The sequence below is a fragment of the Pseudoalteromonas arctica A 37-1-2 genome (assembly GCF_000238395.3).
GTDB classification, from domain to species: Bacteria; Pseudomonadota; Gammaproteobacteria; order Enterobacterales; family Alteromonadaceae; genus Pseudoalteromonas; species Pseudoalteromonas arctica.
Map to the genome: position 1 here is coordinate 2404908 of NZ_CP011025.1, position 15086 is coordinate 2419993.

Annotated in this window: 7 protein-coding genes; all 7 read right to left on the bottom strand. The window is 41.6% G+C overall.

The features are described 5' to 3' along the window. Positions 1–101 precede the first annotated feature (101 nt). Positions 102–2156 (bottom strand): exodeoxyribonuclease V subunit alpha, encoded by a 2055-nt coding sequence (gene recD, locus PARC_RS10770; RefSeq protein WP_010554053.1) that lies wholly within the window; start codon positions 2154–2156, stop codon positions 102–104. After that, complete coding sequence (gene recB / locus PARC_RS10775) at positions 2153–5731, bottom strand: exodeoxyribonuclease V subunit beta (protein WP_010554052.1); 3579 nt, start codon at positions 5729–5731, stop codon at positions 2153–2155. Before recB ends, recD begins: the two co-directional genes overlap by 4 nt. Beyond that, the gene (gene recC, locus PARC_RS10780; RefSeq protein ID WP_010554051.1) at positions 5718–9017 is read right to left on the bottom strand and encodes an exodeoxyribonuclease V subunit gamma; all 3300 of its coding nucleotides are present in this window, start codon (positions 9015–9017) and stop codon (positions 5718–5720) included. Before recC ends, recB begins: the two co-directional genes overlap by 14 nt. 160 nt (positions 9018–9177) lie before the next feature. Beyond that, positions 9178–10239, bottom strand: coding sequence for an alkaline phosphatase D family protein (locus tag PARC_RS10785; RefSeq protein WP_010554050.1), 1062 nt, complete (start codon positions 10237–10239; stop codon positions 9178–9180). After that, positions 10236–11363, bottom strand: a complete 1128-nt coding sequence (locus tag PARC_RS10790; protein ID WP_010554049.1) for an alkaline phosphatase family protein — start codon at positions 11361–11363, stop codon at positions 10236–10238. Before PARC_RS10790 ends, PARC_RS10785 begins: the two co-directional genes overlap by 4 nt. Positions 11364–11436: 73 nt before the next feature. Next, positions 11437–13806: a TonB-dependent receptor domain-containing protein gene (locus PARC_RS10795; RefSeq protein WP_010554048.1), complete on the bottom strand. Its 2370-nt coding sequence runs from the start codon at positions 13804–13806 to the stop codon at positions 11437–11439. Positions 13807–14008: 202 nt separating this feature from the next. Next, the gene (locus PARC_RS10800; RefSeq protein ID WP_010554047.1) at positions 14009–15052 is read right to left on the bottom strand and encodes an alkene reductase; all 1044 of its coding nucleotides are present in this window, start codon (positions 15050–15052) and stop codon (positions 14009–14011) included. Positions 15053–15086 lie beyond the last annotated feature (34 nt).

Below are 15086 nucleotides of genomic sequence, written 5' to 3' on the forward strand. Positions count from 1 at the left end.
TACTAGATTCAGAAAGTTTTAAAATAGCCAATACATAAACACTGGTATCTGCAAATATGTGGATACATCAATAAAATAACTTCTATGTCCCAGCAGAACCTTTAATTCTCAAACTTTAATCTTTCATACAATCCAGACGCTCTCGATACGCTTTTATTCATCGCTAGTTGTAGTACTTTTTTATCAGCCACCAGCTCAAAGGTGTTTTTAGCACGGGTTATTCCCGTATACACTAATTGCCTGTTAATACCCATGCGCGCTTGTTTTAGCGGTGGCAGTACCATGGCTGTGTAGCTAAACTCTGAACCTTGTGATTTATGAATAGTCATTACATAGACTTTATCGTGCGCAGGGAGTCGTGCTGGCGAAAATGCTCGTTGATTACCTTGCTCATCAATAAATATGGCTTTGAGTTGATTACTTTCATCGGGCATTAAAATACCAATATCACCGTTAAATAACTTAAGTTGATAATCGTTTTGGCTCACCATAATAGGCATACCCGTGTAGTGGTGAGTATTAGGACTTACGGTAATTAAACCTTGCTGTTGCAACACGCGCTCTATTCGTTGATTTAAGCTATGAACGCCGTAATCGCCCTCTCGTACCGCAGCTAAAAGCTGATAACTAGCAAAAGCAGCATGCACCTGTGCAACACTTGCACCTTGAGCTATTAAGTTAAGGTACTTTGCATAATGACTTGCTGCACTTTTAACGAGCTTTTCAATTGGTTTTGCTACAAAGTCGTAATCTAAAATTACATCGTTAAAGCGCCCTTCACTACTTTCTTGCTCTACGTAATTTAAAATACCGGTGTTATTGGTGTTTACCGCAAGTGCGAGTTGACCAATGCCGCTTTGTGCATCAAATCGATAACTGTGTTGTAAAAAGGCAATGCAATCTGCGAGTTTAAATTCACTCACGCTTTGCGCTACGAGCTTAGGCTCATTATTAAAACATAAGCTATTTAGCTCATCACAACGTGCTTGCGAGTAGCTTGGCGTTTGCCCAAGTGTTAAACCTTGGCATAAATCGCTCATTACGCTGCCGGTATCTACCGAGGCAAGCTGATCTTTGTCACCTAGGAGTATTAATCGCGCGTGCGCAGGAAGTGCTTCTATTAATTTAGCCATCAGCGATAAATCGACCATACTGGCTTCATCAATAATTAGTACATCTAAATGCAGCGGATTACTTTTGTTATGCCTAAATTTATTAGTAAACGGTTTTACACCCAATAAGCGATGAATAGTTTGAGCGCTTTGCGGGATCAGCGTTTTTATATCATCAGGAATCGTTGTGAGCTTATTTTTAGCGCCCAAAATAGACTCACTTAAACGTGCAGCGGCTTTACCTGTAGGGGCCACCAGCTTAATACTAAGGGGCGCGGTTTTATAAAGTGACTGTAAAATAGCCAGTAACTTAGTCACTGTGGTAGTTTTACCTGTGCCAGGACCCCCCGTGATCACGCTAAAGCCTTTGGTGGCAGCAATCGCACATGCCACTTTTTGCCAATCAGTTTCAATTGCAGAATCTGCAGGAAAATAGGTATTTAAAAGTTCAGCCAATACTTCGTTGTTAATATTGAGCTTTCGCTCGCTCATACTTAATAATCTGTCAGCAAGTGTTTGCTCATAACCGGCAAGACGCGCAAAATAAAGTCGCTCGTTAAACAGTTGCAGTGGTTTATTTTCGCCTACGCTTTCATGGCTTTGTAAATAACTAAGCGCTGTGTGTACATTAAAATCATCACTAAACGGGCTTAGCGTACTGGGTACATTGCCATCGAGTTTATTAAAGTCACTGTTGCGCAAGTTAAAAGGATTACTCCAATCAACCTCATTTAAAGTTAGGCAGCTATGCTGGCTTTGCTGCGATAAGCACAGCAATAAAATAATATAAAACAGTTCATTGTGAGTTTGCTCAATGTCATTAGCACACAGTAATTCAGCGAGCTTCACATCAACTACACGCAGTCGATTTTGCGCTAATAAATACTCAAGTAACGGGACTTCGGTAATCGTATTATTTAACACAATGTCCTCTAATGGGGCATCTTGTGCTACATTTTTTGAAGTAAGAGGCTCTGCGGCTTCATTATTAAGTGTCTCGTCAATATCGTCAAACAAGCCAGGTTGCTCATTTAAATCACTCATAGCATAGCTCCTTGGCTAAATAAGCCATCTAAAATAGTTACTTGCTCTACAGTTAGCTTTTTAAAGTACACGCCTTGCCCTGCCGGCATTCCACGTAAAAACGTGTAATACACGCCGCCTAAATGGGTTTCTATCGAGTAATCAGCTATACGTTGTTTTAATAAACGATGCAGCGCTACCGTGTAGATTAAATACTGTAAATGATACTGATGACTGCTCATTGCTTGCTCAAGCATATCGCCTTCGTAATCAGCTGGCGTACTGCCTAAGTAATTAGACTTATAATCTAAAATATAATATTTGCCTTGATAGCAAAATATTAAATCGACAAAGCCTTTTAACAAGCCTTTTACTTGTGAAAATTCAAGCTTACTTTGCGTAAAGCCAAAATGTTTAACCAGCATTTCGTTTAGCTTAGGTGCGCTTAAGCTCTCAAGTGGTAAATTAAACTCCATTTCGACTAGGCAGTCGCTTGGTGTAAGCACACCTAATGAAAGAAGGCTGTTTTCTAGAGAGCTTTTATCTAGGGGACACGCAAGAACATCGAGTACCCACTTTTCAGCCACTTCTCGCCATTGCTCACTTATGTGATACTTTTCAAGACTGCGCTTAACTACCTCAGATAAGTTTTGCTCGGTATTAGTTGAGTGAACTATTGGGCTAATAAAATCTATTTGTTCAAATATTTCATGCAAACAGCTACCCGGCTTTGGCCCTTTAGGAAAACTATAAGGTGATGGCAGTTCGTCCTCTTGCACTGCAAACTCGTCTTTTTCGTGATCTTCATCACTTCGCCCTGGGGCTAATTGGTCGCTGTGCTTTTTAAAGCTCAACGCACTAAAGCTGGTTGCTCGCCAGTTACGCTCAATATTTGCCGTTACTCTATTAACACTTAATGTTTGCTGCGCAATTTTACTATTACTAAAACAAAGCTTTCCCTGTTCTAATAACGTTTGCGAGGTAAATTGCTGATAGCTCATCGCGCTATTAGCGTCGCAAAACTCACTTAAATGCGTGCGCCATGTTTGGCTACTGGCAAGCTCAAGCCCTGCAAATAAAACATGCCCTAGTGCACTACTTTGCATTGCTAAGCGGCTACTTTGCCCTTGCCCAATGTTATAAACACCAAGCGCACAAAAATGCACAGCGCGAGTAAGTGCTACATACAGCAGGCGTAAATCTTCAGCTAAGCGCTCTTGCTCTGCTTTTTGCAGTGCATCTTCGTCTTTACTTAAATCGTAAACTAGCTTGCCGTTATTGTGATAAAGCGCTTCTTTTGTTTCGCGATAGCCACTGGCAAACGGCATAAATACCAAAGGGTATTCAAGCCCCTTTGAGGCATGCATAGTGACAATTTTAACTAAGTTGGCGTCACTTTCTAGGCGCACCTGTACTGTTTCACCGTCTTGTTGGCTTACCTTTTGTGCAAACCAGCGCAGCAAACGCAGCGTGCCTTCAAGCTCTATTTGTTTTTGCTGAAGTATTTCACCCAAGTGCCTAAAGTCCGTCAGCCAACGCTCAACGTTATATCCCAATCCTTGCCATTTAGCGCTAAGCTGATTATGGCTCATTAAGCGCTCAAGCATTGCCATAGCGCCTTGCTTGTTCCAAATGTGGCTAAGTTGTGCAAAAAAGTTTAAGTAGTCTTGCCATTTATTTTCATCATCGGCGAGTGCATGTATTTCGTTATAACTTAAACAAAATAATGGACCCGCTAAAACACCGCGCAGCAATGACTCGTCATATTGACCATGCAGCGCTGTTAAAAAGTTAAGTAGGTGATGGCTAAGCTCTTGGCTAAAAACGCTCTCGCGCGATAAATACACGCTGGCTATTTTGGCTTCGCTAAGCGCTTTTTTCATTATTTGCGCTTCAACACGGTCGCGCACTAATATACAAATATCGGCAGCGCTTACAGGGGTACTGCCAATACACGCGTCCCCTTGTTTTGCTTTTTCAAGCAGGGTCACTATTTTATTAGCAAAGTGAGTGGCTAAATGTGCTTGCCCTACACCTTTGTTGGTTGGTTTGTTTTTTTCGTCTGCGGCTTCATCCACAAATACATTAAATTCGAATGCGGTCGCGGGTTTGCCATCAATTAAAAAAGAGTCTTCCGCTTTTTTACCTTTAGCAGCTACTGCGTTAAACGGTATAGCGTCGTTATAAATAAAGCTGTTAGCGTGTTTGCCAAATAAACTATTAACGCTATTTACTATATCAGTGCTTGAGCGAAAGTTAGTCCCCAGCGTAAATTGCTGATCAGTCTGTACAGCTTCTTTTGCACCAATGTACGTAAAAACATCTGCGCCCCTAAAGCCATAAATAGCCTGCTTGGGGTCGCCTATCATGGCAAGCGTGGTATTTTGTTGCCCATAAATTTTACTAAAAATACCGTACTGAATCGGATCGGTATCTTGGAATTCATCAATCATGGCAACCGGAAACAACTGCGCAATTTTTTGCGCTAGTACGTCGCCTTGTTCGTTATTAAGCGCACTGTGTAAATTGGTCAATAAGTCATCTGGGGTGATAACGCTTTGCTCTTGCTTGCGCTTAACTATTGCGGCTTTTACCCAGCGTGCTGCATGTTGTACAACCGCTATTTTGAGCCCTTGGTTTATGGTGTTATTAAGGGCGGCAAGCTCGTCAAACTGACTCAGTAATGGATGCACGAATAATGGCTGATTTTTTTTATAATTGCTTACATCGCTTAAGTTTTCTGTACTCCACACTTCAAACGAATACTTGTTAGTGCCAAATTCAAAAAACAAATCGCCGCCTAAACAAAATGCCTCAAGCGCACCAAGGCTGCCTTTTCGTGCTGGCGTTTTAGACCCGCTTAAACCCGAGCTTTTAATAGCACCGATAAACTCTTGCTCTAACACCGCTTTTTTAAATGCAGGCACACGGGTTATGTACTCGTCACGGGCTCTCCATACATCATCTAAATTTATTTGGGGCGTAATGTGCGCATTAGCTTTGTTTAAAATGCTCGCCACTTGAGCGAATAAAGCCTCGGGTGCGGCAAATACATCTAAAATAGCATCGGTGCGTTCTTTATTAAGTGGGTATACAAATGCCCGCCAAAAATCTTTAATAGTTTCGAGTAATATGTCGCGCTCATCTAAAATAAATTCTAGATTAAACGCCACACCCGACTCAAACGCATGTTGCTTTAGCATCCGCTGACAAAAGCCATGAATAGTAAAAATAGCGGCTTCGTCCATTGATTTAGCAGCTGCATCGAGTAAATCAAAGGCGCGGTGCTTATCATCAATTTTGGCAATTACGCCTTCAATGAGTTCGTCGTTTGGGTCTTGCCCAAGCAATGCGTCGCGCGCAGCAATAATTCGGCTGCGCACGCGGTCTTTAATTTCTTGGGTGGCAGCGTCGGTAAAGGTTACTACCAAAATTTGCTCAACACTGAGCGGCGTATTTAACTCACCTTCTATTTGCATACCTAGTAAGTAACGTAAATACAGCCCCGTAATTGTATAAGTTTTACCAGTACCCGCACTGGCTTCTATTAAACTTTGACCAATGAGCGGCATAGTAAGAGGATTAAGCGCTTGCATGGTCACTCTCCTTTGCGTGTTCAAATAAAGGCGTGAGCAATTTATCACTCCATTTTATAAATTCTTCTTGGCAGTCGTTTAGCGATTGCACCGTTAAGCGAATATACGGGTTTTCGCCCTCGCCTCGCCCTATGTATTGCGGGCTAAATTTGCTCATTGCTTTTATTATATCGCCGCCGCTTTTAACGTACTCATAACCACTTACCGGAAAAAATGGCACAGGCTCTGCGCGCAGTGCTTTGTATAACTCAAACCAATCAAGCAGCAATGCATCGGCATCAGCTTTATTAATTGGCGCAAAGGTAATTTGCTTATCGAGCCCAAGTAACAATGTTTCTACTTGTTGATCCATACTTTGCGCTGCGAGGTGATAAATAAAGCCTTTAATTAAATCTTTCGCTTTAATACTCGCACTGCGGTAAAACACTTGTTTTTGCAAATACACATGATTGAGCCAGCCCTCTATTTTAGTGCCTTCAATGGTAAGCAAAACTTCTATTGGCTCACTTTTCCCGCCTTTAATATGCTCTTTTACTTGCCCTGCAAGCGCATCAACTCGGTGCTCCATACTTTCAAATATGAGGCTGCCTACATTAGCTTGAGGTAACTCACCCCGCTGCAGTATTTGCTCGGTACTTAGTGGTTGCTCGTTTATATTGGCTTTAAGTATTTCATCAAGGTAAAAATAACGGCGCAGCGCATCTAAACTAAATGGCTCTTCGTCTTTTGCTACTTCGTTAAATTGTGGCAGGCGTAAACCTAATGTTTGCTGATAAAAGCTCTCTTGTGCGCTGCACACACTTCTAATAAACACATCTAGATCTAGCTGCTCTGGCACAGTCACATCAAGTGCAATAACTGGCTCTGGTTTAATTGACTCACTTGGCAGCCAAATTGGATTGTAACTGTGGTTGCTCAGCACAGTATTGGCTTGCTCATCGGCTAAGTAATAATGGCTATTAAAGGGCTGTAAATGCTGCTGATTGATTAGACATGCGGGCAGCGTTTTTTCGCTTTTATCGCTTAATACAAAACTACGCCCAATATACTCTAACAGCTCACTTACAAGCGTTGATGGCATGCGCGGTTGGTTATCAAAACACGAGCGACCAATGTAACTCATGTATAGGTTGTCGCGGGCACTCAATAGCGCTTCTAAAAATAAGTAACGGTCATCTAATTTACGTGATCGGTCACCTTTTTGCTTTTTAGAGTAAGGCACTAAGTCAAAACCAATGGGTTGTACGTTACGTGGGTAGTCGGCATCATTTAAGCCCAGCATACATACCACTTTAAATGGCACGGCGCGCATGGGCATAAGCGTACAAAAGTTTACTTGCCCGACCAAAAACCGCTGCCCTACACCTTTTTCTTGAATGCCTTGTTTAACTAAGTAACTAACAATACGCTGCGAAACCGCCTTGCTGTAATCGCCGTTGTCGTGGTGTTTTTGTAACTCTTCGAGCACGTTTTGAAGTACTAATAAATCCCAGCTGTCGTCGCTTTCACTTTCGTATATGGCGTTTAATAGCTCGCTTAAAATATGCGCTTTATTAGTGAGCGTATCGTCGGGCGTTAGCTGCTCTTTAAAGCTTTGCAGTACATCAATAAAGTGCACGAGCTTATTGAGTGTATCAAGCGCCATACCTTCTACTTCATCAGCGCTGTAAATGCCGTTAAAAGGGCATTGTTCGTCGCGCATGGCAATACCAAGCAGTAAACGGTTGAGCCCATGTTGCCAGGTATTTAAATCGATAGCGGGCAAATCAAAGCTGCTTTTATGCGCTGCGTTTATACCCCATTTAACCCCTACACGTTCAAGCCAGTATTGAATTTGCTCATATTCGTGTGCTTCAAGCCCAAATTTTTCGGCTATTTGCGTCACTTGTAATAAATCGAGAATATCCGACACACCAAAGCGCGAAAACGGTAAGTTAGCTAAACTCGCAAATGAACTAAGGACAGGCTTTTCTTGCTCTATGGCTAAATCGGCCAATGCGTAAGGAATAAAGCGGCTGCCTTGTGCCCCGCCAAATACGGCTTCAATATAAGGGCTGTAAGTGCCTACATCGGGCATCATGACAATTATGTCTTTGGGGGTAAGCGTTGGGTTTTGATTAAACAAGTTAAGTAAGTAGTCGTGCAAGCGCTCAACTTCTCTAAGCGGTGTATGGCAATCGCTGAGCGTAATACTGGTGTCGGTTGCGCTGATTGGTAATTTACCTTCGTCGTTTATAAACCACTCTTTGTTATCGGTCAGTGATTCGCCTTTAAACGCAAGCTGATAAATCTCGCTTTGTACTTGCCCTAGCAAGGTGTCGTCAAACACATCAATAAAACCATCAATCCAACGGGCATCTAACTGTACAAGTTGTTCAAAATAGTCGCGACCTAATTTACCCCACGACGATAACAACGGATTACCTATAAAGTAGTATTCTTCATCTGGGTTGGTTTGTTTTTTTTGTTGCGCTTCCACCAGCGGCATTTTGGCGTATTTAGCGCTTATTTTAGCTGCTGTTTTTTCATCTATAATATCGCCCCAGTAATGCTCACTTGGGTTAAAAAAGAATAATATAACCTCGGTTTTTTTACTCAGCGCTTCAAACACCTCAAGCTGGGAGCTGGCAATCGCCGATATACCAAATAAACTAATGCGTTGTGGCAGTAAGCTATTGTCCATAGTCTCAAGTGCTGCTAGTAACTGCCCTTGCATATTAGCGCGATGAAATTGGCTTTGCCCAAGGTCTTGGCTTAGTTTTACAATGCGTCGCCATAAGTCAGGCTGCCATGGGGCAATGGTTACATCTACGTCATCAAGCTCATCTTTGCCGCTATCCCATGTGGCTATCCAGTGCGGTCGGTACATTAAATATTGGTCGTACACATCGGCTATTTTTTCGCATAACGCAAAGGTTTTTTGCCCGTCAATATCGCCCTCTAAATAGGTTTTTAGCGGTAAATATAGCGGCTCATCAATACAGATGGGTAAAATGGCAAACAGCTTCCAAGCAAGGTTGGGCTTATTAAATGCCGACTCTTTAGGGACATTTGGCAGTAATTGCTGATACAACTGCCAAATAAAGCTCGACGGCAGCGGAAAATCTACCTGCGCCGCAACCCCTAAGTTTTCGCTCAAACCTATTTTTAACCACTGCGACATACCCGGCGATTGCACTAGCACTACTTCTTTGTCGAACGGGCTTTGCAATGGGTTTACTTTTAACAGCTGGTGGAACTGCGCTTGCAGGGCTTCCATCCGGTTTGATTGAATAATATTTAGCATATAACACTGACCTTGCTTGAGATAAAACCAGTGTAAGATATTTTCAATATTAGGGGTAGCGCAAACGGGTAATTGGCTTTAATAAATCAGAGAGTTAAGAACTAACTTACAGATTTTATACGCACAGCATCTATTTTATATACTGTGCGTAGTAGTGAGTTTATTTATAAGGGCTAATACTTGATAAACTAAAATCACTTTGCACTATTACTTCGCCATCAATGCCTTTTAATTTAAGTGAAATAGTGGGGTCAATTTGCTGCCAGTCTATGCTTAAATCACCGTAATTTACGTTATGAGTAAAATTCCCTACTCGGTGTTTGTTAGGGCTTACATCTTTCCACTTTTCAGTTAAGCCAGAGCTGGTCATCTCAATTAATGGGTAATCAAGGTTTTGCTGATACTTTGATATTTCACCCCAGTGCGTATCGCCGCTGATGATCACTACCCCATTTACCTTATACTTTTTAATCAATGCAAATAAACGGTTTCTATCTTCAGGAAAATTTGCCCATGACTCCCAACCTGTAAAATCGGGTAAAAGCTGTAAGCTTGAGGCAATCAATTTTATTGCAGCAGGCTTTTTAAGCTCTTGTTCAAGCCATTGCCACTGGGCTTCACCTATCATTGATGCGCCCTTCACTTCACTAGGACTATACGGGCCTTGGTTATTTAACTTACGCTTAGTGTAGTATTCAAGCTCACCTACATGGTTTAGCGCATCACGGTTCCAACGTAAATCAGGCATTATTACTTGTATGGTTTGCTCATTTTCACCATACATGTACGAGGTATAAATTCCATCAGGACGAGTGCGACGCGCTGAGTTTACAGGTTCATCCCAAAAATTAAGCATAATTTGGCGTGATTGCTCTTTATGCGGATACTCTTTACCGGCATCGTTTTGGCCATAATCGTGGTCATCCCACATGGCAATGATAGGCGTTTGCGCTTTTAACGTTTCAAAACTAGGCTTTGCCCCTAAACGTTGGTACTTATCGGCAAGTACATCCATATCGTTGGTATCGCCATAAATATTGTCACCCAAAAATATAAACAAATCCCCCTGCTCTTTGTTAATTGTATTAAATATGGGTATGTTTTTATCTTGATGCCCACACGAACCAAATAGGATTTTAGATGGCGCGGCATTAACACTCGCGCTAATAACCAAACTCAACGCCAAGGCAGATAGGGTTAATGGTTTTAATAGGTTCTTCATTTTAAAATCTCGCTAATAGCTGGCGCCATATTTGAATTTATTTCATTTGGATTCTGCCCAAGAGCCTTTAAAACGGTCGCTGCTATTTGTACTTGTTTAAGCTCATTTTCAGTTTTAATTAAGCCCCGTCCTTTTATTGCGGAGCCGATGGCTGCAAGCCAAATATGTTCAGAGCCGACAATTCCTTCTGGGTAGGTATTTTCACCTAACTCTAGCTCAGCAAGTGCACGTTTAGAGCTGTGATGTTGCCAATCATTGGCATTATTGCCACGGCCGTGATCAGTAGTAATAATTAGTGTGGTGTTATTTTTATAACCCGCTGTAGTTTGAATAGTTGCCCATAAGTCTTTTATAAAAGCGTCACTTTGCCTTGCCGATTTAAGGTATTGATCATAATGACCATCATGCGCAAAGTCATCGGTTTCGCCTAAACTTATCACTAACAACTTAGGCTTTTTAGCCAACATATACGCTTTAGCAAAGCGATATGTAAAACTATCTAGTCGTACGTTATACCAAGGACTGGGAATTTCATTTTGTAGCGCATTTAACAGCGGCGCATCGGTGAATAAATTCTCTTCAATTGACATAAAACCTGCATTTACATACACGTTACTGCGCTTAGTATTTACAATGTATGGGAATACATCCCAACTGCCAAATAAGGCAGTGCTATCTTTAAACTCAGGTAACTTATCTAAACGCTCTAAAATAGTTTTATTTGGGTTGAGCACTTTGTTGTTACTATTTATATTTTCGTCAACTTCACCGGTGAGTATTTCGTTGTAACCAGGGTATGAAAAATACCACGGGTTACTTACCGACATAGTAGAGCCGTTAGCTCTATCGCCAATAATTACGCCTTGTTTAGCCACTACTTGCGTTAAAAAAGGCATTAGTAATTGCTGGCGCTCATTTGCAGTTTTTGCCCAAAATTGTCTCTTTAATTGCTCAGGCTTTTTAACAAAATCAGTATTATTAATTAAGCTATTATCAGCCCCATTAAATACTTCTTGCCAGCGTACTCCATCAAGCGTTACCAGCACTACATTTTGCGCTGCTGTTGCAAAGTTACTCGCTAATACACTTAAGCTAAATAGTATTACTTTTATAATTGTTTTCATCGCGTTTGCGCCCTTTCATATAATAAAGCCCATCAATGATGGGCTATATTTAAATTCAATTACTAAAACCTAATTAAAAGTCAGCGGTAAATGTAACTGCTGCGGTGCGAGGCGCACCAATGTAATAAGTAGCGCCGTTACCAGTACCACCTGCTAAGTAGCTTTTGTCGGTAACGTTATAAACAACAAACGATACGTCAATGGCTTTAAACGGGCCGGCATCTACGTCAGTTGAATAACCTGCATTAAAATCAAGTACGGTGTAGCCGTCTACTTTATTGCGCGTGCGAGTGTCTTCGTCTTGCCATGCACCTAAACGCTCGCCGGTGTATTTAGCCGATAAACCAACACGAAAGCCATCGCTAAAGTAATCGGTAGATACCACAAATAAATCCTCTGATGAATCTATTATGCTGTCGCCTTTTCTAAAGCTTAGTGCTACCTCATTACCACTTTCGTCTTTTAATATTACGCCCTGTGAATCGTATGCATTTGGATCATCGGATGAATACTCAGAACTGCTATTAGTATACGACGAGTACACGCTCCAGCTTGGTGTTAACATATAGCTTGCTGCAAGCTCGAGCCCATTTGAGTCAATACCCCCTACATTTACGTACGAGCCATTTGTACCAATCGTGTAATCAATGCCGTCTGTGCCACTACCAGGGGCAATAAAGGTAATGCGATTATCAAACTTAACACTGTAAGCCGTCGCTGTAATAGTTAATCTGTCGGCTTTGTAACGTACACCAAAGTCGATATTGTCGGCAGTTTCTGGCTCTATGTTTGTAAGCGTTGAGCTGTCTCGCTCAAGTACACCGTCTTTTATTGCTGAAAAATTCTCGCTGTAACTGGCAAATAATTCTGTGCTGTTATTTAGCTGATACAATACACCACCACTAAATAACACGTCTGAGTCGCTATCTACTTTATCTGATCTTTCGTTAGCAAAGTGGTCGTACTTTTGTAATTCAACTAAATACTGTTTTGCACCAATATTTAATGTTAAGTCACCAAAATTAATCGAGTCTTGTAGGTACCATTTGAATGTATCGGTATCAAAAGTGTTTTTGTATTGTGTCCAGTAAGGCGTGCTATCAAAGTGATGATAAATACGCGCATCAATTACTTTGTGCCAATCACGCGACTCGTCACGCTCGCTTTGCTCATACCAAAAGCCCGCTTCTATATCGTGATCACCAAATGTAGCTTGGTAATTTGCCGTTACACCTAAGCGATCTTTGTTGTAATGCGTATGGCGGTAAGACATAACCGGCGTTGCTGTTGCATCGTAACACGCAGGATTTAAACCAGGACCCGACTCCCATGGCCAGCTCAAACTTTGCGTACAATCGGCATTTGGTGCAAGCGGGTTGCCCTCACTATCAGCAAAACCATAAGAGCCTGCATTAGTGCCGCCCTGTGTTGTTGGTTCGCCATTTTCATCAACAGGCGTTGTTAAATAAGGTGGGATCCAATCGCCGCGACCTGAATTTTTATGATAATAAGGACTAACGGTTAATAATGAAGTTGGCGAAATCGCGTATTCAAATTTTAAATAGCCTAAGGTATTTTCACGAAGCGTTCCCCAACCTTCAGCAAACATTTGGTCAAAATGCGGAATTCCTGTCCAATTCCATGTTAGCTGATCCCACTCTGGTGTTTGTTCAAACTGCTCAAGGCTTACGCTGTTATAGTTTGTCTCGCTTACATCGTCGTAAGATAAACGCCCGGTAAGTGTTAAATCGTCAAAATTAGATACAAACTTAAGCTCTGCGTGTTGGTTGTCTTTGCCCCCATTACTGCCTGAGCCAATCCAGCGGCTTGTATCTGTTTGCGAGTAACTTACGTACGCTTGTGTGTTATTAAAAACAGTGCCTGTTTCGTGTTTAAAGTAATAACGCGTGGCATCGTGGCTGCCTGATGTATACGCAAAGGTAGTGCCTTTTTCAAGGCTTGGGTCTTTACTTACAAAGTTAAATGTCCCGCCTAGTGCTTCAAGTGAAGCCGACTTAATATCAGACGTACCTTGACCTACTTCTACTGTTGCTAAATTTTCACTCTCCAAGTAACGGTTAGCTTTAGCACCACCGCCATAATTAGAGCCACCATTGGGAATGCCATCAACGGTCATACCTAATTGTTGTTGGTTTCCATCAATACTAAAACCACGCATGGTGATTGTAGTAGACCAATCGTCGCCACCAAATGCATCACCTTCATTTATGCTAATACCCGGTAAATTATCAATAACCGATAATATGCTCGATACCGAACTTTGTTGCTCAAGCATTGCAGGCTCAATAACATTGTTAGCGTAGCTCGTTGGTTTAGCAACCACGGTTACTTCTTCTATGGTGTTGTCGTTAGCATAACTAGATGTTGATACAGCCATGGCAATTGCCATGCTCAAAAGCGATTTGTTTTTTAAAGCGTACATTGTTGTCCCGTTTGATTTTAATTATGAAATATGAAAACGCGGACAGTATGAATTTTAAATATGACAACGAGGATGAACTTTATTTACATAAAAATTAAACAAATATGGAAGATTTATGGCGGGAATATGTACAAAAAAAGACACCCAAAGGTTTAACTTTGGGTGTCTTAATTATTTTCTAGAACTTATTACAAATAGTAATTTATTTCAATTGTGCAAGCATTTCATCGCTGTATGGTACTAACTCTTCACCGTTTGCAATTTTGCTAATGTAATCTGGGTTTGCAATAAGTGGGCGACCAATCGCTATTAAGTCAAACTTAGCATCGTTAATAGCTTCTTTTGCTGACTCAAAACTATAACTACCTACGCCTACTAATGTACCTTTGTAGCCTGCACGTAAAAATTCAGAGATGCTTTTGCCCTCAAGCGAGTCAAAGCGCATGCTGTCGTCAAAAATACCGCCGTGTAAGTACGCTAAATCTCTCTTCTCAAGCTCTGGTAATAAGTAATCAAATACCGCTTTATCGCGGCTATCTTCGCTCATATTAAAGTAAGCACCCGGTGTTAATCTAAGTGCAGTACGATCACTGCCTACAGCAGCAATAACCGCATCGGTTACTTCTAGTGCAAAACGCGACATGTTTTCAGGCGTTTGACCATATTCGTCGCTGCGTGTATTTGCAGCGTAATGTAAAAATTGGTCCACTAAATAACCGTTAGCACCGTGAATCTCTACCCCATCAAAGCCTGCTTCAATTGCGTTTTCAGCAGCTTTTGCGAAATCAGCAACTAGACTTTTAATATCATCAGTAGTGGCTGCTTTTGGTGTGATGTATGTAAGCTCACGCATACGAGGGACAGAGCCTTCAACGCCAATTGCTGATGGAGCAAGTACATCGCCATCAAAAAAGTGAGGGTGTGCAACACGGCCAACATGCCATAGCTGTGCAAACATTTTGCCGCCATTAGCGTGCACAGCGTCAGTTACTTTTTTCCAACCTTGAATTTGCTCGCTGGTAAATAAACCCGGAGTATTTGGGTAACCTTGTCCATCTGGACGAATAATAGTTGCTTCACTAATAATTAAACCGGTTTCGGCACGGCGAGCATAATATTCAACCATATCTTGTGTTGGCACTAAGTTATCGTCAGCCATACAACGCGTTAATGGCGCCATAAGTACGCGGTTTTTAAGCTCAATCGTGTTATTTAATTTAAACGGAGCAAGTAGATCAGTTGTCATTTTTCAATCCTTCATTAAGTATATGCTTACTACA

Bases quoted from the DNA above. Each gene is read 5' to 3' on its own strand.
- recD (WP_010554053.1), bottom strand. From the start codon at position 2,156: ATGAGTGATTTAAATGAGCAACCTGGCTTGTTTGACGATATTGACGAG.
- PARC_RS10795 (WP_010554048.1), bottom strand. From the start codon at position 13,806: ATGTACGCTTTAAAAAACAAATCGCTTTTGAGCATGGCAATTGCCATG.
- recC (WP_010554051.1), bottom strand. From the start codon at position 9,017: ATGCTAAATATTATTCAATCAAACCGGATGGAAGCCCTGCAAGCGCAG.
- recB (WP_010554052.1), bottom strand. From the start codon at position 5,731: ATGCAAGCGCTTAATCCTCTTACTATGCCGCTCATTGGTCAAAGTTTA.
- PARC_RS10785 (WP_010554050.1), bottom strand. From the start codon at position 10,239: ATGAAGAACCTATTAAAACCATTAACCCTATCTGCCTTGGCGTTGAGT.
- PARC_RS10790 (WP_010554049.1), bottom strand. From the start codon at position 11,363: ATGAAAACAATTATAAAAGTAATACTATTTAGCTTAAGTGTATTAGCG.
- PARC_RS10800 (WP_010554047.1), bottom strand. From the start codon at position 15,052: ATGACAACTGATCTACTTGCTCCGTTTAAATTAAATAACACGATTGAG.